The 25,426-nt window shown below is 59.7% G+C and carries 19 protein-coding genes, 3 tRNA genes and 1 riboswitch; of the genes, 5 read left to right on the forward strand and 17 right to left on the reverse strand.

Going from position 1 to position 25,426, the window contains the following annotated elements:
• Nucleotides 1-29: 29 nt before the first annotated feature.
• Genes flgH through flgG form a run of 3 tightly spaced genes read right to left on the reverse strand, consistent with a single transcriptional unit; the run spans nt 30 to nt 2,596 of the window.
• Nucleotides 30-752 (reverse strand): flagellar basal body L-ring protein FlgH, encoded by a 723-nt coding sequence (gene flgH, locus J2D75_RS05345; RefSeq protein ID WP_408736740.1) that lies wholly within the window; start codon nt 750-752, stop codon nt 30-32.
• Between the two features lie 52 nt (nt 753-804).
• Nucleotides 805-1,803: a flagellar basal body P-ring formation chaperone FlgA gene (flgA, locus tag J2D75_RS05350; protein WP_243428524.1), complete on the reverse strand. Its 999-nt coding sequence runs from the start codon at nt 1,801-1,803 to the stop codon at nt 805-807.
• Between the two features lie 4 nt (nt 1,804-1,807).
• Complete coding sequence (gene flgG / locus J2D75_RS05355) at nt 1,808-2,596, reverse strand: flagellar basal-body rod protein FlgG (RefSeq protein WP_243428525.1); 789 nt, start codon at nt 2,594-2,596, stop codon at nt 1,808-1,810.
• 345 nt (nt 2,597-2,941) lie between these two features.
• Between flgG and flgF the strand changes: the two genes are divergently transcribed.
• The 3 genes from flgF (at nt 2,942) to J2D75_RS05370 (ending at nt 6,535) form a co-directional block, all read left to right on the forward strand.
• On the forward strand, nt 2,942-3,691 hold the full coding sequence (gene flgF, locus J2D75_RS05360) for a flagellar basal-body rod protein FlgF (RefSeq protein WP_207853624.1): 750 nt from the start codon (nt 2,942-2,944) through the stop codon (nt 3,689-3,691).
• 163 nt (nt 3,692-3,854) lie between these two features.
• Nucleotides 3,855-5,432, forward strand: a complete 1,578-nt coding sequence (gene flgK / locus J2D75_RS05365) for a flagellar hook-associated protein FlgK (protein WP_207853626.1) — start codon at nt 3,855-3,857, stop codon at nt 5,430-5,432.
• A 20-nt stretch (nt 5,433-5,452) separates the two neighbouring features.
• The gene (locus J2D75_RS05370; protein ID WP_207853628.1) at nt 5,453-6,535 is read left to right on the forward strand and encodes a flagellin; all 1,083 of its coding nucleotides are present in this window, start codon (nt 5,453-5,455) and stop codon (nt 6,533-6,535) included.
• Between the two features lie 89 nt (nt 6,536-6,624).
• On the opposite strand, the gene J2D75_RS05375 is transcribed toward J2D75_RS05370, so the two are convergent.
• The 12 genes from J2D75_RS05375 to J2D75_RS05430 form a co-directional block, all read right to left on the reverse strand.
• Entirely contained in the window at nt 6,625-8,805 is a 2,181-nt protein-coding gene (locus J2D75_RS05375) for a TonB-dependent receptor (RefSeq protein WP_243428526.1), read from the reverse strand.
• Nucleotides 8,806-8,924: 119 nt separating this feature from the next.
• Nucleotides 8,925-9,127: riboswitch (cobalamin riboswitch) on the reverse strand.
• A gap of 60 nt (nt 9,128-9,187) precedes the next feature.
• Nucleotides 9,188-10,552 (reverse strand): diguanylate cyclase, encoded by a 1,365-nt coding sequence (locus J2D75_RS05380; RefSeq protein ID WP_207853630.1) that lies wholly within the window; start codon nt 10,550-10,552, stop codon nt 9,188-9,190.
• A 179-nt stretch (nt 10,553-10,731) separates the two neighbouring features.
• A complete protein-coding gene (locus tag J2D75_RS05385; protein WP_207853639.1) occupies nt 10,732-12,096 on the reverse strand; it encodes an Nramp family divalent metal transporter in 1,365 nt (454 codons plus the stop codon).
• Between the two features lie 96 nt (nt 12,097-12,192).
• The gene (locus tag J2D75_RS05390; protein ID WP_207853641.1) at nt 12,193-14,391 is read right to left on the reverse strand and encodes a methyl-accepting chemotaxis protein; all 2,199 of its coding nucleotides are present in this window, start codon (nt 14,389-14,391) and stop codon (nt 12,193-12,195) included.
• Nucleotides 14,392-14,643: 252 nt separating this feature from the next.
• Nucleotides 14,644-14,719: transfer RNA gene (locus tag J2D75_RS05395), tRNA-Phe, on the reverse strand.
• 55 nt (nt 14,720-14,774) lie between these two features.
• Nucleotides 14,775-14,978, reverse strand: a complete 204-nt coding sequence (yacG, locus tag J2D75_RS05400; RefSeq protein ID WP_207853643.1) for a DNA gyrase inhibitor YacG — start codon at nt 14,976-14,978, stop codon at nt 14,775-14,777.
• Nucleotides 14,975-16,081 carry a ribonuclease E/G gene (locus J2D75_RS05405; protein WP_265782895.1) on the reverse strand — a complete coding sequence of 369 codons (1,107 nt, stop codon included), beginning with the start codon at nt 16,079-16,081 and terminating at the stop codon, nt 14,975-14,977. Before J2D75_RS05405 ends, yacG begins: the two co-directional genes overlap by 4 nt.
• The gene (locus J2D75_RS05410; protein WP_207853645.1) at nt 16,078-16,689 is read right to left on the reverse strand and encodes a Maf family protein; all 612 of its coding nucleotides are present in this window, start codon (nt 16,687-16,689) and stop codon (nt 16,078-16,080) included. The genes J2D75_RS05405 and J2D75_RS05410 overlap by 4 nt, the downstream gene beginning before the upstream one ends.
• 49 nt (nt 16,690-16,738) lie before the next feature.
• A complete protein-coding gene (infA, locus tag J2D75_RS05415; RefSeq protein ID WP_025860133.1) occupies nt 16,739-16,957 on the reverse strand; it encodes a translation initiation factor IF-1 in 219 nt (72 codons plus the stop codon).
• A 102-nt stretch (nt 16,958-17,059) separates the two neighbouring features.
• Nucleotides 17,060-18,373 (reverse strand): histidinol dehydrogenase, encoded by a 1,314-nt coding sequence (hisD, locus tag J2D75_RS05420; protein ID WP_207853647.1) that lies wholly within the window; start codon nt 18,371-18,373, stop codon nt 17,060-17,062.
• A 15-nt stretch (nt 18,374-18,388) separates the two neighbouring features.
• A complete protein-coding gene (gene hisG / locus J2D75_RS05425; protein WP_207853655.1) occupies nt 18,389-19,132 on the reverse strand; it encodes an ATP phosphoribosyltransferase in 744 nt (247 codons plus the stop codon).
• A gap of 234 nt (nt 19,133-19,366) precedes the next feature.
• A complete protein-coding gene (locus J2D75_RS05430) occupies nt 19,367-22,183 on the reverse strand; it encodes an Rne/Rng family ribonuclease (RefSeq protein ID WP_207853657.1) in 2,817 nt (938 codons plus the stop codon).
• Between the two features lie 579 nt (nt 22,184-22,762).
• Here J2D75_RS05430 and J2D75_RS05435 point away from each other — a divergent pair.
• The gene (locus tag J2D75_RS05435; protein ID WP_207853661.1) at nt 22,763-23,641 is read left to right on the forward strand and encodes an N-acetylmuramoyl-L-alanine amidase family protein; all 879 of its coding nucleotides are present in this window, start codon (nt 22,763-22,765) and stop codon (nt 23,639-23,641) included.
• Between the two features lie 27 nt (nt 23,642-23,668).
• Here the strand turns inward: J2D75_RS05435 and J2D75_RS05440 are convergent.
• A tRNA-Leu gene (locus J2D75_RS05440) sits at nt 23,669-23,755 on the reverse strand.
• A gap of 199 nt (nt 23,756-23,954) precedes the next feature.
• A tRNA-Leu gene (locus tag J2D75_RS05445) sits at nt 23,955-24,041 on the reverse strand.
• Nucleotides 24,042-24,321: 280 nt separating this feature from the next.
• Here J2D75_RS05445 and J2D75_RS05450 point away from each other — a divergent pair.
• Nucleotides 24,322-25,284: a complex I NDUFA9 subunit family protein gene (locus tag J2D75_RS05450; protein WP_207853663.1), complete on the forward strand. Its 963-nt coding sequence runs from the start codon at nt 24,322-24,324 to the stop codon at nt 25,282-25,284.
• Nucleotides 25,285-25,426 lie beyond the last annotated feature (142 nt).

The following is a 25,426-nucleotide window of genomic DNA, read 5'->3' on the forward strand; positions in this document are numbered from 1 at the left end:
CCTGAAAACAAGGCTGAAGGGCTAAGACATTAGAAGGGCAGGATACTGTCCAGAACCTGCTGGCCATAGCGCGGGGTCTGGAGCTTGCTCAACTGACCACGGCCACCGTAGGAGATGCGGGCCTCAGCAATCCGGTCGTGGGTCACGGTATTATCTTCGGTAATATCCTGCGGCCTGACAACGCCGCTGACCATCAACTGCCGCAGTTCGCCGTTTACACGGACTTCCTGCCGGGCCACGACCACAAAGTTACCGTTGGGCAGAACCTGCGTAATGGTGCCTGCCAGTGCCAGGGTAACGGTTTCATTGCGGCTGATGGTACCGGTTGCGGTATTGGCGCTGGAACTGCTGGTATCCAGAGCCGAGGAGCTGGAGAGCGCCTTGCCCTGAAAGCCGAACAGGCTGGGAATGCCAAAGTTTTCCGAACCGCTGCCCGAGGCGGATGTGTTGTTGGTAACAGCGGCATTATCCGCAATAACCACGCTGATTTTGATCAGGTCACCCACTTGAGAAGCGCGTTGATCCTTGAAAAAGGCGCGGCTACCGGGGCGCCATAGGCTGCCAACTTCTGTCGGCGGTGGCTGAAGTGGGGGCATGGGCATGGTTACAGGCCGGTATTCCGGTGCCTGCGTGGGGTCTGATGTCCGGGTCATGCGCGGCGGGTGGCCCATTTCGCTCATGTCGGCCAGACCCGAACAGCCTGACAGCCCCATCAGGCCGATGAGGAATGCACCCGGCAGGCGGTTTTTCATCAAACTAAAACTCCAGCGCATTGATGTGTTACCGGACAGAATCATCCGCTCCTCAGCCGCCACGAGAGGAAGTGCTCAGGCGGCGCAGGGTGGCGGAGTCTGAAGGCATGCCGCTGGAACCGGCCTCGACAATGACTTCAGAAGCGTTGTTGGGTCGCCCCGTGACAATCATGTTGCTGGCAAGATTGAGCACGCGCACGTATTGCCCCATGCCGCCGTCTTCTATGGCGCGACCACTGGCGGTCAGGTGCAGCCCCGGTGCGGTGAAAACGATCAGCACCGGATCGCCCTTATGGACAACAACCGTGCGGTGCAGGTCGCGTTCCTGCACGGCATCTCCAGCCATGACGCTGTGGGTCAGGGTCATGCCGTCTATATCGGCTTCATCCGTATAGGTGCGATCCTGAGCGCGGCCGGTATAGGCGTCATCCATTGTGACATCCGCCATGGACACAACGCTGCCTGCCTGTAGGGCATGGGCAAAAACCAGCACCCGCCGTGCGGCATGGACTGTACCAGCCAGCAGGTAGGAATCCTGCGTGGAATCGCCGGTTGTCTGGGTGCGGTAGATGGTGGCGGTAAAGCGGCCGCTCCGTGGGTCCCAGTTAAGATCCGACAGGGTTACGGGCTTTGGATCATCAGGCGGGACGGCGATGGGGTGGAAATCAATCAGATCGACCGAAACGGGCCCACCCCCGGTATCAGGCAGGTTCTGGCGAACAAGGTTTATGAAGTAATCCTTGTCCAGCATACGCCCGGCGCGGGTAATGGTGACCTGAGCACTGGCGGACTGGTCAAGCCAGTCCACGCCGTACTGATCGGCAATGGCGAGAAGCTGTCCACCACCGACCTGAATGCTCGATCCCGGTGCGGGGGCTGGCCCCAGAACGCGATCCTGCCCCGGCTCCAGATCGGTAAAAAGATCGGACAGGCGGACGGTGTTCGCCGTAATGATGGAGGTGGTTTTGAGGGTGGCTGCTTCGGTCATGGGCACGGAGCCCATCATGCTCCCTGCCGCGACCAGAACCCCGATGACCGCCCTCACATTCATGACCTTATTTCAGGCCTGTCAGCGTCTGAAGCATCTGGTCGGATGCGGTGATGACCTTGCTGTTCATTTCATAGGCGCGCTGTGCGGTAATCAGGTTGGTGATTTCCGTGACAACGTTAACCGAGGATTCTTCAACAAAGCCCTGACGCAGCGAACCGTAGCCCACGCTCTGCGGTGTGCCGAGGTTGGCAGTGCCTGATGAGGTGGTTTCCGTGAACAGGTTCTGCCCCATGGCGGCCAGACCGTTTTCGTTCTGGAAGGTGGCAAGCTGGATCTGCCCGGCCACCTGCGCCGTTGTTTGGCCCGAGATGGTGTACTGCACCTGTCCGCTCTGATCCACCGTGATGTTTTCGGCGTTGTTCGGCAGGGAGATGTTGGGCGAAAGGGGGTAGCCGTCCGCGCTGACGATGGTGCCATCCTGCGAGAGCGAGAAGGTGCCATCACGCGTATAGGCATATTCGCCCGAGGGCAGCGTTACGCGGAAATAACCACGGCCTTCAATGGCCATGTCGAGCGAGTTGCCCGTCTGATCCAGCGTACCCTGTTCGTTAATGCGGTAAATACCAGCCGTACGCACACCAAGACCAAGCTGGGCGCCAGCGGGAACAAGGTCGCCCGTGTCCGAGCTCATGGTACCTGCGCGGCGCAGATCCTGATAAATCAGATCCTGAAACTCAGCGCGCCGGCGTTTATAGCCGGTGGTGGTCATGTTGGCGATATTGTTCGCGATGGTATCGACGTTCGTCGTCTGGGCCTGCATGCCCGTGCCGGCGATGTCAAGGGAACGCATCATGGGATGACAGTCCTCCGGGTGTGCCTCGTGTACGGCCACCCCATATTTTAACGGATGGGGTCTTCGGGTATTTTAAGGACACACCGCTGGATCAAGCCTGCGTCATATCCTGCTCTCAGGCTACAGGTAAGGGTATGGGCGTGTCATGGCAAGCTCTATTTGCGGCTGACATGAGGGTTTAATGGAGCGCTGTGGTGCCCGGATTATGGGGGTGCGTGTTCATATTGCTCCCCTGTCTGTGATTCGTTATACAGGATGGCTGAATGGGTCTGCAGGCAAGGGCGTGTCTCTTGGGGCGGCAGCAGGCCGTTACTCCATATTTCTGGTGCGTGAGGCTGGGTTTCCATGGACAACACAACCTATATTGCATTGTCCCGTATTGATACGCTGACACGTGCGCTGGACGTGACGGCCAATAACCTTGCCAATGCCAGTACCGATGGCTTTAAGGCCAGCCGTCAGCTTTTTTCGCAGTATGTGGTCAAACAGAAAGAGCCCAATACAGTCGCCGGTGGTAAGGAAGAAGCTTACACGCAGGATCAGGCGACCTATCAGGATCATCTGCAGGGGCAGATGCGCACGACCGGCAACCAGACCGATTTTGCCATCAACGGCGAAGGGTACTTTGCTGTGCGCACCACGCAGGGCATTCGTCTGACACGCAACGGGCAGTTCCACCGCCGGATGGATGGCACCATTGTTGATGGTTCGGGCAACCCGGTGCTGGATCGGCAGAACCAGAATCTGGTGATCCGGCTTGAGGATGACATTCTCTCTGTTTCCTCGGACGGTACCATTTCAACGCAGAATGGCGCGATCGGCACCATCGGTCTGGTGACGGTGGATAACGTGAACACCCTCACCCCCGAAGGCGCGTATCTGCTCAAGCCTTCGACCCAGACACATGAAGTCATGCGCAAGGAAATCCGGCAGGGCATGCTCGAAAGCAGCAATGTCAACGCCGTGGGCGAGACGACTCGGATGGTGGAAATCCAGCGTGATTACGATCTGACCTTCCAGCTTATCCAGACCGAATCCACCCGTCAGCAGACCGCCATCGACAAAATTACGGCCGATCCTTCCTCATCCTCTTGATCGTCCGCCATTGGTGTGGGCCGGGTAAAGCCCGCTCTGGTAACCTTTTTGAAACCGTTTCTGATTACCGGTTTTCCTATAAACGCCGGATTGGTATCCGCCCGCAGCTGTGTGTGATAGGCAGAACCAGTAGGCAAACGGCATGCACGCGGGGAATGAGCGTATGGATCTGATATCGTCGTTATCAATCGCCACTAGTGGTCTGAACGCGGTTACGAATGAATACGCTGTCGTCTCCAACAACGTATCCAATTCCAGCACGTCGGGTTATGTGAGCGAAACCGCTACACTCTACTCCGATGTCGTGAACGCTCAGGGCAATGGTGTGCGCGTGGGTGCCACGCAGCTCAACATCAACAAGGCCCTGCAATCCTCGCTGTATACCCAGAATGCCAAGGTGGCCGCCTATACGGCCATGAGCAATTCTCTGGCTGCCGTGTCCTCTGTGCAGGGGTCCACTTCCGCGACATCAGGCTCTACCGCCACACTGGCCGACGAACTCGGTAACGTGCAGACAGCCCTGACCTCTCTGACGTCCACCCCGCAGTCCAGTGCAGCGCAATCCACCGTGATTTCGGATGCCAACTCGCTGGTCGATACGATCCATACGCTGACCTCGACCTACACGCAGCAGCGTCAGGCCACGCAGGACAACATCAGCGCCTCGGTTTCCACCATCAATACCGACCTGACCCAGATCGGTGAAATCTCGCAGCAGATCGTCAAGCTGAAGATTGTTGGCGGGGATACCTCCGCTCTGGAAAACCAGCGCCTTGGCGTTATGTCCAGCCTGTCTTCTCAGGTTTCGGTCTCGTACACCGAGAAAACGAACGGCGACATGATCGTGACCACGGCGGATGGCACCAAGCTGCCCACCCGCCCTGATCAGACCGGGCTGGATGACAGCACCGTAACCCTTCCTTCCAGCACATGGCCGCTGACCACGCAGGATGCGACGCTGACCTCGTCCATGTACTATTCCGCGAGCGGGGTTACAGCCGATGGCATTACCACTGCGGGTGGTGTTCCTGCCATTACGCTCAATGGTAAAGACATTACCACACATCTGACCGGCGGCACGCTGGGGGCCAATGTTACCCTGCGTGATCAGACCTACCCGCAGATGCAGGCGCAGCTCGATTCGTTCTCCTATACGCTCATCAACCGCTTCTCCAGCGCGGGCATGGCGCTGTTTACCAACGGCACGTCCACCCCCACGGATCTGACGGATATCACAGCGGATTCGCCCAAGGGGCTTGTTGGCCTATCATCTAAGCTGAGCGTAAGTACTTCCTACACAGATGATCCGTCCTCCCTCGCGAAGGATGGAGATACAACGCTGGTTACCAAGGTGCTCAGCGATACGTTCGGCACGTCTTCCAGCTACGTATCAAGTGATACGTCCACCACCTATAGCGGCACCGATCTTTCCGCACCGACATCGGGCCTCGGCCCCGATGGCAGCCAGTCCACCGGCTATACGGGCGAGCAGGGGCTTGTCGCACTGGCCACAACCCTGACATCCAATCAGGGCGCGACCATTGCGGATGCGACCTCCAGCCTCACTTCCTCTACCTATGTGCAGACAACGCTGTCCGCGCAGGTGGCGAATGTTTCCGGGGTGAACGTCAACAATGAAATGGCCAAGGTGGTGACCTTGCAGAATTCCTTCACCGCCAATGCAAAAATCATCAGCACGGTTCAGACAATGTTTGACGCGCTGATGAACGCAATCAGCTAAGGCCGGGTAGGAGAGAAGATATGAGCACGACAATCGGTCAGTATGGCGGCGATGGTATCTCCCTCATTCTCAGCTCGGCGATTGACAATATTACCCTCCAGCAGCAGCAGAATAGCTGGCAGACCTCCGCTGGCACGCTGGCGGAAACCTATGCCGGTGTGGGTGATTCACGGCAGACGGCCATCAGCCTGAACCCCAAGATCACACAGGTTGCGTCCTGGCAGAGCAACATCACCAATACGCAGACAAACCTCTCCATTACCGCCACCACCATGAAGCAGATCGTGAGTCTGGCGCAGACGCTGTCAACCAACCTGACAAGCGTTACGGGCACCAGCTCAGCAACGTCTGTTGCCACGGTGGTTGAGCAGGCCAAGGGCCTGCTGTCCGAACTGGGCAGCGCGCTGAATACGCAGAGTGGTTCTGATTATATTTTTGCTGGGCAGGACGCTACGGAAGCGCCCATTACAGACGTGAATAATCTCGGTAGCAGCACTCTGGCTAACTCGATTGCCTCCACTGTCAGCAGTCTGGATGCCTCGAATGTCGATACGGTGCTGGCCAATGTTACCTTGGCGGCTACCAGCAACGCGGCAGGTACGTCGGTTTTCTCGTCCAACCTGTCTCAGTCCGCGACGACGGCGGCATCGCTAAAGGCTTCGGTGGTCATGAGCACGTCCACCACCAAGGTCGGGCTGGTCGCAACGCAGAATTCTACCACCTCCAGCGCCTCATCCACCTCGACAGGTTCGCCTATCCGCGATCTGATGAGCGATCTGATGGTTGTGGCGTCCATGGGCGGCATGTCGTCTGAAACGCCCGGTTATACGGATCTGGTGACGAAGCTGAACGCATCGCTTAACACCACTGTCGGGCAGTTGACCGATATGGAAGCTCAGGTGGGCGTGCAGCAGAGTGCGCTGACCACACGCTCAACCATGCTGGCCAGTGTGACCACCATGCTGAAAACCCAGCTTGGCAACGCCCGCGAGGATGATGCGGCTGCGGCCATTACCACCGCAACAACGCTGAAAACCCAGCTTGAAGCCTCCTTTACCCTTGTGGCGGACATGAAGAACATGTCGCTGGCAAGCTACCTCTAAGGCGGTTTTGACCGTGTAGCCGCCTGAGCGGTGCGCATGGTCTGTTTTGCAAGCCCTGCCCGGAAAAACCGGGCAGGGCGTTTTTGTTTTCAGAAACCTGCCGTAACCGCAAGCCTGGCCGATGTCGGCTCCAGCGCATGGCCGGTTGCCCCTGTCGAGACGGCGGCGTTGGGGGTAAGCCGGTAGTCATACGCATATTGGGCCGCAAAAGCGTGGCTGTTGGTCAGATTGAAAATGCTGACTTCCAGCTTGAGGCGCGGCGTAAAGCGATACCCGGCATTGATGTTGACTTCCTTATAGCCGGAGGAGCGCAGGGAGTTGTCCTCCACAAGGGCATAATGTCCGAGCCAGCGCACCTGCAAGCCACCATACCAGTGCTTGTGCGTATCCACGAGCAGGCCAAAAGACCAGACAAAATCAGGCGCGTTGCTGACATACACACCGTCAATGCCATAGGCCTGCGGGTCGTTGGTGCGGTAACGCGCCTTGGCGAAGGACAGATCGGTGTTGAGTTCGATCCAGGGAAGGGGATTGTACTGGGCTGAAAATTCCACTCCCTGCCGTCGGCTGGCCGGGCCGGGGGAGGTTACGCCTGCATCGCCATCGTAACTGAGCTCAGAGGCAAAATCGATGATAAAGGCCGCGACCTGCACGTTCAAATGGGTGAGCGGCGTGCTCCTGATCCCGACCTCCCCGCTGATGGCTTCGGTCATAAGCGGCACGGAGACAGAACCTGCCGCGAATTTGTCCACCGAATAGGAGCCGGAAACCGAGCGGAAGTCGTTTGAGTGGTAGCCCTTGCCCGCACTCAGATAGAGTTCGGATTTTTTCCACGGCCCGAAAATCAGACTGCCTTTTGGCTGGAACAGCCACTGGCCCGCATGGGTTGCGCTGCCATCGACCAGATTATGATCCACACCCCCCTGATAGTCTTCGCGCAGGCCGATAACGGTGCGGAACCACGGCGTCCAGTGCAGGGTGTTCTGGATATACATGCCCACAGCACCGAGCGAGATACTGTCCGCATTGCAGACGTAGTACCCCGTGCTTGAGGTGCAGTCAGGCAGAGGGCGGCGCTGTTCGGTGTGGCGGCGGTCAACATACAGGAAGTCGTAACGGCCCTGTACGCCCACAGTGGTATCGCTCAGGAAGGTCGCAAGCCTGTCATGCCGGGTATAGGCGCTGCTGCCACCAAGGGTGGTGCGGGTTTCGTCCTGTGCTTGCTGGTCGCCATGCACGGGGTCATCAAGATAGTGGGTGAAGTTGTTCCACAGGGTCAGGCGGTCATGAACGACAAAGGCGTTGTTGACCCAGTTCCAGTTTTCTCCGCTCATATGCTGGTGGGCTGACAGGCTGTAACGCTCGGAAAATCCGCCATCGGTCGGGTCGAGCGAACCAAAGCGGTCTATCATGCCATTCTGGATTGCTTCGAGCGGCTGGTCGTTGGTGGCGCGCCACTGGCCACGGTAGAACATGCCGGTGATGTCGAACCCTTTGCGTTCAGAGCCGTGTGTGTAGCGGCTCATGGCGCGGATGGCGCGGGCATTGTCAGGGTAGCGCCACGGGCCATCGGCGTGGGAGAGCGCGCCTGCGTTTACCCACCTGTCTCCATTGGCCATCTGCACGGTGCCGCCTGCATAGGCACGGTAATCGCCTAATGTACCTGCGCTCAGGGTGATTTCACGCGGGATTTCAGAGGCCAGTTTCATATGGTCTGATCCCGCCACCCCGAAATCGCCGATATTCGCGTGAAAGGGCCCTTTGGTGTAATCGACGCCGCTGAGTGTTTCGGGAATGAGGAAGTTCAGGTCTGTATAGCCCTGCCCATGTGCGTTGCTGACACCGTTTATGGGCATGTCATCCACAAAGCTGGCCAGATCCGTGCCATGATCAAGGTTGAAGCCGCGTAGCAGAAACTGGTTGGCCTTTCCCTCGCCTGAATGCGAGGTCACGACAAGGCCAGGTACGGCTTCAAGAAGCTGGCCAATACGGTAGGCGGGTCTAAGCCGTAGTTCCGTTCCGGTAATGGAGCCTTCGCTGGCTGTGGCAGCCCGCCCTGTAAGGTTGCGGCGCGAGGCTGTAACCACGATTCGTTCTGTTTTGGGGGGCTGCTCCACCTGAGGTGCGGGCGTTGTGCTGTCCTGTGGGCCGGGGGGCGGTGTGGCGGCCTGCGTTACTTCGCTGAACAGCCCAAGGGCTGCGAGGCTGCAAAGAACCGAACACGTAGGGTGATGCGGTGCAGGCAGAAAATGCCTGAATGCGGAAACCATGAAAAAAACCTGCCTGAAAAGGCAGGGGTAGAGGGGGCAGATACGCCAGCACATGCCCGGCAAGGACACAAGACAAGACCGGGCAGACGCCATGCGTTCCTTCCCGGTCACCCCGCCGGTGGTTGCTGTCTTGCCTGGCAGGTCTCCTGGCTTGCGTGTCATCGCGTTAAGGCCCCTTCCCGAAGCCGGGTGGCTTCAGTGGTTCATGGCCCTTGCTCGACGCTTACAGTTGCGGGGACAGCACCGGATTTGCACCGGCTTCCCTCTTAGCCTTTGTAGAAAACGGGTTTTCTCCAAAGGAACCAGACGCGCTGGAACATAAGTTTCAACTCCGGAATGTCAAGAACATGCCGAGTCTGTTCGTTACACGGCTGTGCGTGGGTTACTTAAAAGCCACGATCCGGTTGCGTCCAGTTATCTTGGCTTCATACAGGGCGCGGTCAGCCTGAGTGACAAGCGTGTTGATCTTGGTTTCGCCCTTGAAGGTTGTCACACCCCCCGAAACCGTCATGCGCAACTTGTTGCCGGTGGACGTGGTGACAACGGCTTGTTCCAGACTGCTGCGAATGCGCTCGGCGCAGGCCATCGCATCATCACGGCCGCGTTCGGTCAGCACGATCAGAAATTCCTCGCCCCCGTACCGGAACACGAAATCATTGCTGCGGATGGTGTTCATCAGCATTTCCGCAATAAACCGCAGGGTTTCATCGCCAATCAGGTGGCCGTGCTCATCGTTGATATGCTTGAAATGGTCAATATCGAGCAAAATCAGGCTGAATTCCTTGTCGTTTGTCAGCGAGAAGGTAATTTCATTTTGCAGCACAACATCAAGAAAGCGCCGGGTGAGTGCTTTTGTCAGAGGGTCTAGGCCGCTTTGCAGGGCTTCAACCCCCTGAAACAGGCGATTGGTCAGCAGGGTCAGGTCGTAGATGTTGTTTTTGAGAACAAGCGCGAAACCCGGCGGTATTTCCTTGTTCTTGCGAATGTCATCAATACGCAGGTCTATTTTTTCGATCATGGCCTGTAGCAGGTTGTAATCTTCCATACCTTTGAACAGACCGTGCCCCTTATGGCTCATCCACAGTCCAAACTGGGATTCTCCAATGGTCTGAAGATTTTCGGGGCGCTGTTCGCACAGGCAGAACAGCGCCTGTGTGCTCCAGTCGAAAAAAGTTGTTTTCTGGGTTTCTTTTTCGAAATTGAGATCCTGCCCTAAAGACAGCATTCTGAAGGACTGATCCTGTTCTATTTTTTTCCTGAAATCGGAATTATAGGCCATGTTCATGTATTTCAGAGCGAAATCAATCATGTACTGGCAGTATAGAATAGCTGTGATCTGGTCTTTTTCAGTATCGAATTTTTTGGCAATAAAAGAGTTGAGACTGACCTTGATAAAAAAGAACGCGTAAGAAACCAGCCCCGGTGAAATTTCAAGCCGGGCATGGATTTCGCCCACGCGCCGTTGCAGGGCGATGAGTTCGGGCACATCGTCTTCCTGTGCGGGAAAAAGGCGCTCTACCCATGCCTGCAGGCTACCGCTCAGGCGCTTTTCGATCATGTCTTTTTCAAGAAACAGTGCGGCGTCAGGGTGTTCGATCAGGGCCGCATAAAAGGCTTGTACACAGGTGTGGCCATGTTCGTGCACAATATCACGCAGGCCGGAACGGATGAACGCCGGTGTTTGGGTGATAATGTACTCCCACTGTTTTTCAACTGGTAACAAATTGAAATGACTGTCGAAAAACACGGCGGTTCCCTTTGTGAAATTTAGTGTGTCTTTGTCATGCCGTCAGACGTTATGTGCTGAGTAATACAATGATGCTTGCGGGCGGCTAGCAGTTTTATTTGCAAAACGCAACTTTTTTATGGTCGCAGAGCGCTGATATGGCCCCCAAGGGGCCATGTTGTACGCAAAGGGGGCTGCGCTCAGCCCATCAGGGTATCCAGCAGCAATCGGCCATTCAGGACGATAACGAGTGCCGTAATCAGCCAGGCCAGTATGGCCAGCGGACGGGAGATGGCAAACTCCTTCATGATCTTGCGGCTGGAGACAAACAGAACCAGTGGAATAATGGCAAAGGGCAGTTGCAGGGATAAAATAACCTGACTGGCCAGCAGCAGCCGGTTGACGCCCTGTGCGCCATACAGCCACGCAACGATAAGCACGGGTATGATGGCCAGCCCACGTGTCAGCAGTCGTCGGCCCCAGGCTGGCAGGCGCAGGCTCAGAAACCCTTCCATAATGATCTGTCCTGCAAGGGTGCCAGTTACGGTGGAGTTGATACCGGCGGCCAGCAGCGCTAGGCCGAACAGGGTCGAGGCTACTCCCAAGCCTAACACAGGAGAGATCAGGCGGTAGGCTTCGTCTATTTCCGCAACCTGCTGGTGCCCAGTGGTATGAAAGGCCGCCGCCACGACCAGAATGGCCGCATTTACGAAGAAGGCGAGGGTCAGGGCCACGCCGCTATCCCACGAGGCCCAGCGAATGGCCTCGCGCCGCCCGGCGGAGGTACGCTCATAGGCGCGGGTCTGCACGATGGAGGAATGCAGGTAGAGATTATGGGGCATGACTGTCGCCCCGATAATGCTGATAGCCACATACAGCATGGCCGGGTCACGGATGATCTGGGGGGAGGGGGCCAACCCGCGCAGCAGCGCCGCAGCAGGCGGGGCGGCTGCAATAACCTGCACGACAAAACAGAGCGCTATGGTACCCAGCAGCGCAATAATGAACGCCTCAAGATAGCGAAAGCCTCGGTTCATGAGCAGCAGAACCAGCAGGGCATCCAGAACGGACAGGATACTGCCAATAATCAGCGGCAGGCCAAAGAGCAGTTGCAGGGCAATGGCGGTGCCGATGACTTCGGCCAGATCGCAGGCCATGATCGCCAGCTCACAGGCCGCCCAGAGCGGCAGATTCAGGGCGCGGGGTAGAAAAGCCCGGCAGGCCTGCGCCAGATCCAGCCCCGAGGCAATGCCCAGCCGGGCCGCAAGAACCTGCAGCACAACAGCCATCAGGCTGGACAGAACAATGACGGAAAGCAGCGTATAGCCAAACTGAGCGCCTCCCTGCAGGTCGGTCGCCCAGTTGCCGGGGTCCATATACCCGACCGAAACCATGTAGCCCGGCCCGGAATAGGCCAGAAAGCGTCTGATCCAGTGCACATCGCTGCGAGGAACGCTGACACTGGCAAACACCCCGGACAGGCTCATCGGGCCGGTCTGTGTCGTGCCGGTCGGGCTGTCTGGAAGATGGTCAGGGAGAAGGGGAGAAGACTGTTGCTCCGACATGGGCGAAAGCTCTCCTTTGGGGCGGCGTGTCCCCATAGCGCTATGATGCCACCCCACCGGCCTATTACGGAGCAGGCCGGTGGGGCAGAGGGCCGTTTAGCGCAGGGCGCGGCGTGCGCTGGTCTCGTTTTCGAGCCTGAAACGCTCCAGCATGCGGATGAGTGCCGCGCCACCAGAGGCCAGTGTGTGGGTGGTGGCGGTAATTTCTTCCGCCATGGCCACGTTTTTCTGGGTGTCCTGATCAACCTGCCCCATGGCGATGTTGATCTGTTGCAGGCTGGTGGACTGTTCTTCCGAGGCCTGAACAATGGAGCTCATGTGCTGGTTGATTTCCTGCACATCGGCCACAATGCTGTCCAGCTCTTGATTGGAACTGTTCACAAGCTGCACCCCGTTGCCAATCTGCTGGATAGAGGTGCTGATGATCGTGCGAATGCCCTTGGCGGCATCGGCTGAACGCTGCGCCAGATCGCGCACTTCCTGCGCCACTACGGCAAAGCCCAGACCCGCATTGCCCGCACGCGCGGCCTCGATCCCGGCGTTGAGTGCAAGGATGTTGGTCTGAAATGCGATTTCGTTGATAACCGTGATGATGTTCGAGATTTCCGTTGAGGATTTCTCAATCTCACGCATGGCTTCCACGGTACGGATCATGTTCTGGCGCGACTTTTCCGCACTGGACTGAGCCAGATGAATGCGCTCCCCGGCTTCCAGCGCACGACTGGTCGAGTTTTTGACCGTTGTCGTGATCTGTTCCAGCGCTGCGGCGGTTTCTTCCGTATTGGCGGCCTGCTGTTCGGTCCGGCGTGCCAGATCGTCTACCGCCGCCTTGATTTCATCACTACCCACGGCAATGCTGCGGGCGTTACTGGCGACCTCGCTCAGCGTGGCCTGTAACTGCTCCGTGGAGTTGTTGAAGTCATTCCGCACATCATCCAGACCGCTCACGAATGTATCGTGTATCTGGTAGGACACATCGCCATCAGCCAGTCGCGCCAGAGCGGAGGCAAGGCTATCCACGGCAAACTTGATGTCTGCTGCGTCTTTGGCCGCCTTGCGTTCGCGGGAAAGGCGTTCTTGTTCCTGCTGGGCCTGCGAGGCCTTGATGTCCGCTTCAAGGCGCAGGCGCTCCTGTGCGTTGTCGCGGAAAACTTCCACGGCTTTTGCCATGTCTCCGATTTCGTCGCCACGATCCAGACCGGCCACGGGAGACTGGATATCCCCATCGGCCAGCCCGCGCATGCGGCGCGTCATCTGGCGGATAGGCTTGCTCAGGCTGTGGGCCTGAAACCAGATGCACGCCATGGTAAGAGCGAAGGACAGGATAGCACCCAGCAGCATACGGTTGCGGGTGACGCCTGCCTTCTGCACCAGTGTTGTGCGCGGCACCATGCCGACGACAACCCATTTTGCATCTGTGTCAGGAATGGAAATGAAGCGGGCCGCTTCGAACCATGCTGCGCCATCAGTGCCGTTAATAAAGCGCCCGCTGCTGTCTTTGCCAGCGATGAAAGCCGCGGTTTCGGCATCCACAGGTTTACCCACGAGGGCCGCATTGCTGTTGGCCACCCAGATATTGCCTGTACCGATCAGCCCGACTGTGCCTGTGCCAAGCGGCTTCAGGCTGGCGATAGCCGAATTGAGCGCGGTCAATTGCAGGTCTGTCGTGACCATACCAACTGCTTTGCCCGCACGGCGCACAGGCACGCTGATGGTGGTCATCAGCACATCCTTGCCGTTGACCGGGTAAGTATACGGTGCGGTTACAACTGTCTTGTTATCATGCAGGGGCTGATCGTACCACGAGCCGGTGCCGGCTTCAGGCGTCATGATCAGCTTGTCCATGCCGCTTGAGCCATCGGGCTTGAGAAAGAAATACGGAACAAAACGTCCGGTGGAATCGGAATATTTGTGTGAAATATAGTTGGCGTCCCGTCCGTCCAGCGCGTTGGGTTCGAACGTCAGGGCATGCCCCACCACATTGGCGCGTTTCATGTCCAGCGCATGGGCAACCATGTCGCCCAGAGCATCACGATCAATCGTGTGGGTAGCGATCAGCCCGGAAACCGAGGCCGCCAGTATGCTGGTTTCCTGAGTAACACCGCCAATGGATTGGGCAATCGTATCGGCGTTGGAGGCAAGGGTTTCAACAAAAAGCTGGCGCGATCCCTCCAGTTCGGAAGAGGACATTTCCTTTACGCCAATCAGCATAACCACCGAGGTGGAAAACAGGCACATGACGCCGATAGCCAGAAACAGGCGTGTTCTTATGCCCAGTGAAGCCCCAAATTTCATGAATATGTTTTCCCAACGACCGTATCGAATCAAATGAGGCCGCTACAACGGGGCGTGCGGGCAGCCGTAAGGGCATTTTAGCTGAGCTGGTTTCGGGTTGGGAGAGGCCCATGCCACAAAAAAGCCGTACATGTTAACATCTCGGAGAGAATGTTACCGGCGCGTGGTCATTTACAATGGCTGAAACGCTGAAAAAACGCGCGTTGCAACGCTTTGACGTTGTGCAAGGCAATTAATTTTTCAGGGAAAAGATGGTGCCCAAGACCGGGATCGAACCAGTGACACTGCGATTTTCAGTCGCATGCTCTACCAACTGAGCTACTTGGGCACCGCAGCCTTGCGGCGTGAGAGAGCATTTATCCCAGCACGGAGGGGAGATCAAGTCATCTTTCCTGATTTATTTCAGGGCTGTCGTCTTTTTCGTCCTCAGCCGTGGGTTGGCCGGGTATGCGGTATGCCCCTGAAAACCATCGGCCCAGATCCACATCCGCGCAGCGCCGCGAGCAGAAAGGCCGGGTTGCCTGTGCTGCGGGTTGGCCGCAAATGGGGCAGGGGGGCAGTTTGGCGGTGCGGGCTGTGTCCGTCATGGCTGTTCAGGGCTCCAGTGCAGGTCTGGCAGTGCGGGGGCGAGAACCACGTTCAGGTTATGGCCAATCGCGCGCGCGCAGTCTGCCACGGCCTGTGGGTCCTGCTCCAGCGCGTGCAGGATTCGGCTGCCTGCAAGCAGGGTTGTGGTGCCGGGCGCGTAAGTTACGATATGGCGTAGGGCTGCCAGTGCTCGGCCATGCGGGCTGTTAAGCTGTTCAGGCAGGGAGGGCAAAACCCTCGGGCGCAGGATTTCAATCAACCCCAGAGCTGTCACCCCCAGACAGCGCGGGCGCAGGGGGTCTGCTAGCAGGGCTTCCTGTACTGGGGCCAGAAGCGCCTGACGCTTGCGGATAGCCAGCCCGGCAGGATCGATCAGAATGGCCCCCGAGAGGTTACGCAGCCTGATCTGGCGCATGAGGGCGGGTAGCACGGTTTTGTTGGCGGCGTATTGGGCTGTCTGTTTAGGGAGTACGCCCTGCGTGGGCGGCGCGTCCATATCGATGGCGATGAGAGCCGGGGTAGGGGTAACGGTTGCGGACAACCCGCCGGGCAAGGCTATGGCACTGTCCGCCAGGGCGGCGCAGGCGGCGGCGATGTCTTCTGGCAGGGGGTGGAAACCCTGCTGTTTTCTGTCGCGTAGCGGGGGTGGCACAACAGCGCCCGCTGCTGGGCTGTCCACGGCCAGACTGGCGGTTGGCCATAGTGCTGCAAGGCGCTCAAGCGGTGTCGGGCCGCTGGCAATCAGCCGGGGTGAACCTGAGTGGGCGCTCTCGGCAGAGCGTGTGCTGTCGGAGGGAGCCAGTTTGACACGCACACCTTTGCCGCCCAGTGCGGCGCGTGTCACGATAACCGTTATGGCCTGCCCCTGTGTCAGAGGCGGGGCGTCTTTCGGTAAAGGCAGAAAGCCCGCTGTTTCCAGCCCGATGTCAACAAAAGCGCCGCCCATACCGGGTACCAGCGCCTCAATCCGGGCATGGAAAGAATCGCCAACATGATCGGGTGCACCGGGCCGCCACAGGGCAAAATCCAGCAGTTCGCCCTGTTCGGCTACGGCAAGGTGCATCTCGCCCGGATAATGGACGACATGCAGCACCTGACTCACGTCAGCCAGCCTCCGGCCTGCCCACGCAAAAGCTGTGCGGTTTCAAACAGCGGTAGCCCGATAACCCCTGAAGGGCTGCCGGAAACAAACCGGATCAGGCTTGCCGCAGCCCCTTGCAGGGCATAGCCGCCCGCTTTGCCCTGCCAGTCGCCATTGTCCAGCAGCGCATCGCGCTGGTCAGCACTCAGGCGTGAGAAAATAACGGCTGTTTCCACCAGACGCTCCGCATGGCGGCCCTGTGTCCATGCGGCGCTGGGCATGATGCTGAGCGCCGTCAGAACCATGTGTCGCCTGCCAGACAGCAGATCGAGACAGGAGCGCGCCACATCGCGGCTTTCGGCTTTGGGGAGAATGCGCCTGCCAAGTGTCACAACGGTATCAGCCGCCAGAATAAGGGCAGGTTCGTTGATCTGCCCGGCTACGGCACGGGCTTTTTCGTCCGCCATGCGTCGGGCGTACTGGCGTGGCAGTTCGGCGCGGCGGGGCGTTTCGTCAATATCCGCAGGGCAGATACGATCCGGCACCAGCCCGATCTGACGCAGCAGTTCGACCCGGCGAGGAGAGGCAGAAGCCAGAACAAGCAGGGGGCGCGGACCCGTCTTGTCCATACAGTCGGGGGCTGCCGCAGGGGTGTCCGGGCTGGAGGCGGGCACGATGTTACTTGAAACGGAAGGTGATACGGCCTTTGGTCAGGTCGTAAGGGGTCATTTCCACGTTCACCCTGTCGCCTGCCAGAACGCGGATACGGTTCTTGCGCATTTTGCCGCTGGTATGGGCCAGAATGACATGTTCGTTGTCGAGTTTGACGCGGAACATGGCGTTAGGCAGCAGTTCGGTGACTGTGCCGCTGAATTCGATCATGTCTTCTTTAGACATTGCATCCTTCGTTTGTTCGGGACTGAGAGAGGTTTGGTGAGCAGGTATGGTGGAGGGGGGCAGCGGGGTCAAGCATTAGCTGTATTCCCGCTGCCGTAACGCTCAGGTGTTAGGGGTTGTCTGCGCCAGCGCGTCCAGCCGGGCGGAGACACTCAGCGCATGGGCCTGCAGGCCTTCGGCATCGGCCAGTGCTACGGCAGCGGGGCCGATCCGACGCAGGGCATCCGGCCCGCCAGACAGGAACGTGGTGCGCTTCATGAAGTCGAACACCGCAAGCCCCGAGGCAAAGCGTGCGGTGCGGGAGGTGGGCAGTACGTGGTTGGGGCCACCGACATAATCTCCCACGGCTTCGGGGCAGAAACGCCCAAGGAAAACCGCGCCCGCGTGGCGTACCAGCGGCAGCAGGGCCTCGGGGTCGTCCACCATCAGCTCAAGATGTTCAGGGGCCAGACGGTTGGCCAGTTCCACAGCTTCGTGCAGATCACGCGCGATCAGCACAGCGCCGTTGTCGCGCCAGCTTGCCCCGGCAATGGCGCGACGCGTCAGCACTTTCAGCTCGGCTTCCACAGCCTGTGTCACGGCATCGGCAAAGGCGATGTCGGGGGTGATCAGGGTTGCCTGAGCCAGTTCATCATGTTCAGCCTGAGCCAGCAGATCGAGGGCGATCACACGCGGGTCGGAGCCCGAATCGGCAATCACCACCACATCGGACGGCCCGGCGATGCTGTCGATCCCGACATGCCCGAACACCTGCCGCTTGGCTTCGGCCACGTAGGCGTTGCCGGGGCCAACAATCCGGTCAACCGGGCGGATGGTGTTGGTGCCATACGCCATGGCGGCCACGGCCTGTGCGCCACCCACACGGTAGATTTCGGTTACACCGGCGCAGTGGGCAGCGGCCAGAACCAGCGGGTTAATGATACCATCGGGGGTGGGCACGCACATGGCCAGACGTTTCACACCCGCGACCCGGGCGGGAATGGCGTTCATCAGCACGGAGGACGGATAGGCAGCCTTGCCACCGGGTACGTACAGCCCTGCCGCATCCAGCGGAATCCAGCGCAGGCCCAGCGTCATGCCTGCATCATCCGTATAGCGCAGGTTTTCGGGCATCTGCGCACGGTGGAAGGCTTCGATACGGGCTGCGGCGAGTTCCAGCGCATCGAGCAGGGCAGGGGCTACCTGTGCGCGGGCTGCTTCGACTTCCTCAGCCGTAAAAGCCAGTTTTTCTGGTGTGACAGCCAGACGGTCAAAGCGCTCGGTCAGGGCGCACAGGGCGGTATCGCCCTCGCGGCGCACATGATCGAGAATATCCGTAACCGGGCCTGCAACTTCCTGCTGGCCCTGCTCACGTCCGCTCAGCAGGCTGGCAAAGGCGGGTTCAAAATCAGCGTCACGCGTATCAAGCCGTTTCATGCTCTGTGCCCTGTTTTATACGGTGTCTGCGGCGGGGGCCATGGCCAGAGCCGCGCGAAAGCGCGCGATCACGGAGGCGATCTGTTCGGGGCGGGTTTTAAGGGCCGTCCGGTTGACGATCAGCCGACTGGTGACCTGCGAGATGGTTTCGACTTCTTTGAGGCCATTGGCGCGCAGGGTCGAGCCTGTATCCACCAGATCGACAATCAGGCGGGACAGGCCGAGCATGGGGGCGAGTTCCATAGCCCCGTGCAGATGCACGATAGAGGCATTAATGCCGCGTGCGGCAAAGAACCGGCGCGTAATGGCGGGGTATTTCGTCGCCACCCGCACATCAGACCAGCGTGCCCATTCCTGCGGGTCATGCGGCAGGTCGGCAGACTGGGCTACGGAAATGCGGCATGCACCGATGCCCAGATCAAGGGGCGCGTAAATTTCGGGGTAATCAAACTCGGCCAGCACATCCGCGCCGCAGATTCCGATCTGGGCACCGCCTGACGCCACAAAGGTGGCAACGTCGAAAGAACGCACGCGCACCACATCCACCATGGGGTCCTGAGTGGGAAAGCGCAGCTTGCGGCTGTCTCCTTCAAGGCATTCGCGGGCGGGGGCCATGCCGGTGTGGCTGATCAGCGGGGCCACGGCCTTGAGGATACGCCCTTTTGGCAGGGCGAGTACCAGCCGTTCATCACGCCCGGTTCCGTGCTGCGCCGTGCCGGGCAGGTCTTCGGTCGGGCGGTCTGCGAAAGGCTTGGTCATGAAAACTCCGGCGGGCACGGTAGCGGACGCTGCGGTCCATGGTCAGGGGCGTTGGGACGGCTGTCTGAACGCAAGGGGTGCTCTGTAGCACAGGGCGCGCCGGAAGAAAAACCGGGCCGGGCTGTATGCCGCCCCCTACAGACAGAAAAACGGGCCAGAGCATGCGCCCTGACCCGTTTATGCTGCATTGGTTTATCCCGGCACTAACGTACTGCCGGGATAAGGCCGGTTAGATCAGCGCTTCCACCAGCCCGTACGACGGCGCGCGGCAGGCGGGCTGTCTTCGATCGTGATCGGCTGCACCAGTGGCTCGGCCTTGGTGTTTTCCGCGTCAACCACCGGGGTGGCGGCTTCGGCTTCCGGAGCCTGATCTGCTGCTGCACTCTTGCGGGTGCGGCGGCGGGCAGGCTTGGCGGCAGGGGCTTCGGCGCTGTCATCCGCCGGAGTGGCCTGTGCTGCGGCTTCTGCCGGGGCTTCAGCTTCAGTCTTGGCCGTGCTTTTGCGGGTGCGGCGGCGGGTCGGCTTTGCTTCGGCTTCCGTGGCTTCGGCCTCGGCCTGCACGGTTTCATCCGTGCCGGTTTTTGCAGCGGTGCGGCGGCGCGTGCGGCGTGCGGGCTTGGCTTGCGTTGCCTCGTCCGCAGGAGCCGGGGCTTCTGCTTCGGGGGTTACGGGGGCTGGTGCCTCTTTCACGGTTTCTGCCGGAGCAGGAACGGTGTCCACCTTGCGCTCGGGCTGTGCCTGACGCGGAGCAGCGTTATGGCGCTGCACGCTATTTTCGAGCAGTTCGAAAATATCAGGCTCCCCACCGAACGGATTAGCCGGAGTCGGGCCATTCCATACCGGGCGGCGGGGCTGTGGTGCAGCACCTTCCTCAATCGCGATGGTCTGGGCAGCGGGCTGCTGCTCGTTTTCATCGCGGCGCACACGGGTGTGGCGCGTGCGACGGCGGCCGGGTACCAGATTGGCATGCCCGCCATCCGTGGCGTCCGCTGTGGTGCGGGGGGCTGCGGTTTCGTGGTCAGGCGCTGTGTCCTGCCCGTCATCCGCATCGTCTTCGCTGTCGGACTCTGTCTGCTGCGTAGCATCGGCTGCGTTGCTGCCCTGAGCGTTCTCGCCCCCACCGCCACGACGGCGACGACGGCGACGACGGCGACGACGCGGTTCGTCCTCACCCTGTGCGCCAGCTTCGCCCTGCGCGGTGTCACCGGCTTCGTGCTGCCGGGGCTGCTGGGCTTGCTGTGCTGCGGGCTGTGCGGCCTGCGTGGTGGGCAGGCTGTCTTCCGTGGTGGGTTCATCCACCTCCACGTTTTCAACCGGCGCAAGCTGGGGTGCCTGCGGTGCAACCGGGTGACGTGCGCTCTGGCGGCGCTCGATGCGGATTTCAGGCACCGGCAGCGTGGCGTCAGGCGAGAACAGAACCTCCATCTGGTGGCGCTGTTCGATCTGGCCCAGCCAGTCGCGCTTGTTGTTCAGGATATAGAAAGCGATATCCGCGGCAACATGCACCGTAATGGCCGAAGCCCGGCGGCGTGCGCCTTCTTCTTCCACCGAGCGCAGCACGTGCAGTGCGGAGCTTTCCACGCTGCGGGTTACACCCGTGCCGTTGCAGTGTGGGCAGGACACAAAGGCCGCTTCCGCCACGGAGGGACGCAGCCGCTGACGCGACATTTCCAGCAGCCCGAAATGGGAGATGGAGCCGATCTGGATGCGTGCGCGGTCGTTGCGCAGGGCGTCCTTCAGGCGGCGCTCGATCATGGTGTTGTGACGGCGGGACTCCATATCAATGAAGTCGATGACAATCAGTCCGGCGAGGTCGCGCAGGCGGAGCTGGCGCGCCACTTCATCGGCCGCTTCCTGATTGGTGCGGAAGGCGGTTTCCTCGATGTTGCGCTGGCTCGTGGCCTTGCCCGAGTTCACGTCGATGGCAACCAGTGCTTCGGTCTGGTTGATGACGAGATACCCACCCGAGCGCAGCGACACCACGGGCGAGAACATGGCGTCCAGATGTCCTTCCACCTGATAATGGGTGAAAAGCGGCTGGTTTTCCTTGTTCCACAGCCGCACCTTTTCGGCGTGCTGGGGCATGAGCATGCGCATGAAGTCGCGGGCGGCTTTCCAGCCACTTTCGCCATCCACCACAATTTCGCTGACATCACGCGTGTACACATCGCGGATGGCGCGTTTGACCAGGCTGGCTTCCTCATAGATCAGGGCCGGGGCCATGGAGCGCAGCGTGTGGTCGCGGATGTCATCCCACAGATGCAGGAGGTATTCGCAGTCGCGGGTAATTTCTGGCCCCGGACGCTGAGCCCCTGCGGTGCGAACGATCATGGCCATGCCGCGCGGCAGGTTCAGCCCGCTGATAATGTCGCGCAGGCGCTTGCGGTCAGGCACGGAGGTGATCTTGCGCGATACGCCGCCGCCACGCAGGGCGTTGGGCATCAGCACGCAGTAGCGGCCCGCCAGCGAGACATAGGTGGTCAGCGCGGCACCCTTGTTGCCCCGTTCTTCCTTGACCACCTGCACCAGCATGACCTGACGGCGGCGGATGACTTCCTGAATGCGGTAATTGCGCAGGAAACGGGCGATCCGCTTCTGGATCAGCGCTTCCTCACCGGTGTCGGTTTCGCCGCTTACATATTCCGGGGCATCGGCCTGCTCGGACGGTGCGCCGTCTTCGCCTTCTTCACCGGCTTCGGCACCTTCGGCGGTGGGGGCTTCGGCGTCCTCGTCTTCGTCCTCGGCGTTCTGGAGCAGGTTTTCTTCTTCGGCCTGCAGGGCCAGAAGCTGCTCACGATCCGCTACGGGAATCTGGTAGTAATCCGGGTGGATTTCGCTGAAAGCCAGAAAGCCGTGCCGGTTGCCGCCATATTCGACAAAAGCCGCCTGAAGGCTGGGCTCAACCCGGATAACACGTGCTAGGTAGATGTTTCCTTTAAGCTGCTTTTTGGCAGCCGATTCAACATCGTAATCCTCAAGTCTGTTTCCATCCATCACGACCACGCGCGTTTCTTCCGCGTGTGTCGCGTCGATAAGCATCCGCTTTGACATAAAAAAAACAACTCCGGTGCGCCGGTGGCCAGCCCGTGTCACGCGGCTGCCACAAGGGCATGGCGTGGCGCGGGGGCGCTTCCTGCGGGTAAAAAGAGGCATGAACTGGAACACGGATAGCGCTTGCGCCCCAACCGACCGGAAGCCACGGCGCGGCACCAGCCAGGGGGCATGCCACCTGCGGTCTGTCCGTCGTGTTCAGGGCGTTGAAACGGGCGATTGTCACGTATCCTTCGTTATGTGCGCCGACTTCTGCTGCTCCATACCGGGTCGCCCTCACTCCGGGCGGCCTGCGGGCGTTGCGGGCCAGAAACTGGAACACAGTCTGCACGGCGGGCATTAAAGCCCTTTTCCATGCACTATAAGCATGGCGCAAATACAGGCAGTCTGCAAGACATTCATGTAACAGCTTTATGACGGTGTGGCCTGAGGGAGCTGGCCTGCCTGTCATGTGGTGTGGTGGCGCGTTTTATCGGGCATGATTTTTTGCCATATTTACATCATGCAATGTTAGGGTCTGTGAGCAATGCTGTCAGGGAGAGCCGATTGACGCAGGATGGCGGAAAAAATTCCGGTGTAATGCAGCCTTTCCCGGCTGAAAGCCTGCATTATGCGTGTCGCGGCTCAGGTCTTCTGTTGCCCAGACGTCTCATTCTGGGTGGGGCCGTTGTGGGGGCGGTGCCGTTTGGGAGCGCTCTGGCGCGCACAGCACGCCATGCGGGCAAGCTGGCGGCCCCGGCGATTATTGGCGGGGCGGAGCCGCCCAAGCCCCTGATCATGCTTGACCCCGGCCACGGCGGCAAAGACCCCGGGGCCATTGGGTTGTCTGGTACATATGAAAAACACGTAGCGGAAGCGGCCGGGCAGGAGTTGCGCCGCCAGCTTCTGGCAACGGGGCGTTACCGTGTTGCCATGACACGCAGCAGCGACCATTTTATTCCGCTGGCGGGGCGTGTTGAGCTGGCGCAGCAGCATGGTGCAGCGCTGTTTTTATCCATGCACGCTGATGCCCTGCATAACCCTTCGGTGCGTGGGGCCAGTGTCTATACCCATGCCCACGGGGCGTCCGATACCCAGACCGCTGATCTGGCACGTACGGAAAACAGCGCGGATCGCTACGGCGGCCCGCTGGTGCATGGGGCATCGCCCGAAGTGCAGCAAATTCTGGCCAGTCTGGTTACGGAGGAAACGCGCACAGGCTCGGCGCATATGGCGCAGGCTGTGGTGTCGTCTTTTCGTTCACGGGTGTTGCTGCTCTCGCATCCGCACCGTCATGCGGCGTTTGCGGTGCTGAAATCCGCGCAGATTCCCTCGGTGCTGGTGGAGATGGGCTTCATGTCCAACAGGCTGGATGAGGCAGCGCTCAAGCAGGCCGGGCACCGGGCTATGGTGGCGGGCGCGTTGTGCGATGCGGTCAACCGCTACTTTGCCGCAGCGGGCGCCGGGCTGGCCGGATAGGCTTTGCGTATATTTTCAGAAAAAAGATGGTGCCCAGAAGAAGACTCGAACTTCCACGACCTTGCGGCCACAGGTACCTGAAACCTGCGCGTCTACCAATTCCGCCATCTGGGCACAAACGGCAACCCACTTTGCAGTAGGCCGGTGTTGAGGCGTTTAGCGTGGGTGTGGGGGCGCGTCAACTCTCAAAATACGATGGGAGTGAAAAATAAATGACGCCATATCAGAGGCTTGGAGGCCGTCATGCTCCGGGCGTAACAGCGCCTGCAACGGGCGTTCCCCAGAGGGGATGTATTTTTATTTTCGGGAGAGATGGTGCCCAGAAGAAGACTCGAACTTCCACGACCTTGCGGCCACAGGTACCTGAAACCTGCGCGTCTACCAATTCCGCCATCTGGGCTCAAATGGCAACCCGCTCGAAGCAGGCTGGTGGAGAGGCGTTTAGCGTGGGTGTGGGGGCGCGTCAACGGCCAAAGTGTATTTTTTCTGACAAGATGTCCAAAGACTGCGGATTGGCCTTGGATATGACCACATTCCTGTGAAGCCACGGGGGAATCCCGGTGGGGGAGGTTCCCGATCGTGCCTGATTGGGTCACACTCCCTTCAACACACGGTCGTCGGGGGCCGGGCGCGTGTTCTGTGTCCGGTGTGCTGCTGGCGGCATGCGGAAAGGCAGGGTCATGAGTGTAAGCGGGACGGCGGTCGTTTTTGGTGGCGGCGGTTTTGTCGGGCAGTATGTCGTGCAGTTTCTGGCGCAGGCTGGTTACATGGTGCGCGTGGCCAGCCGCAGGCCGGATCGCGGTGCGCTGCTGCGGCCTTTGGGGCGCGTGGGGCAGGTGGCGCCGTTCTATGCCAGCGTGTGCGATGAGCAGGCCGTGGCCTGTGTGGTGCGCGGTGCAGATGTGGTGATCAACCTTGCGGCGGTGCTGGGGTCATCCGGCAGGCAGACGCTGCGGGCGGTGAATGTGGAAGGGGCCGGGCGTGTGGCCCGGCTGGCGGCGCAGGCCGGGGTGGCGCGTTTTGTGCATATGTCCGCCCTTGGGTGCGGGCCGGAAGATCATGCGCCATCCGCTTACGGGCAGAGCCGGGCCGAAGGTGAAAATGCGGTCAAGCAGTACAGGCCGGATGCCGCCATTGTCCGTCCATCCGTGATTTTTGGGCCGGAAGATCGTTTTTTCAATCTGTTTGCCACGCTGGCGCGCTATCTGCCTGTCCTGCCGGTTTATGAGCCGGATACGCGGGTACAGCCTGTTTATGTGGGTGATGTGGCTGAGGTTGTCGGCAAACTGGCCACGCAGGATGGTTATGTAGCGCGGAGCTGGCTGCTGGGTGGGCCGCAGATCATGTCCATGCGCGAGATTGCGCGGCTGGTGCTGAAAGAGACCAGGCGCGACAAATCGCTGCTGCATGTGCCGTTGCCTCTGGCGCGCCTGCAGGCTTGGTTTTTGGAAAAACTGCCGGGCAGGCTGCTGACGCGCGACCAGTTGCTCATGCTGTCGCGCGATACGGTCATGCCGGGGAACGAATCGGGCTTTGAGCCATTCGGGCTGGTGCCCCGTAGCGTGGCTTCCTGTGTGCCGTTTTATCTGGAGCGGTATCGTGCGGGGGGTGGGCGCGCGGGTATTTTTGTTCCCGAACGGTGATGCTGGGTGCCTGAAGGGGGGGGTCTGCACGATTTTTCTGCGGAAAACTGCGGGAAAATATAAAAAGGACAGCAATACTGTCTTTTTATTATCCGCAGGAAAGGGCAGGGTGCGCGTCGCTTGATTTAAGGGGCGAGGTCTG

This window comes from Acetobacter suratthaniensis (assembly GCF_017377745.1).
GTDB classification, from domain to species: Bacteria; Pseudomonadota; Alphaproteobacteria; order Acetobacterales; family Acetobacteraceae; genus Acetobacter; species Acetobacter suratthaniensis.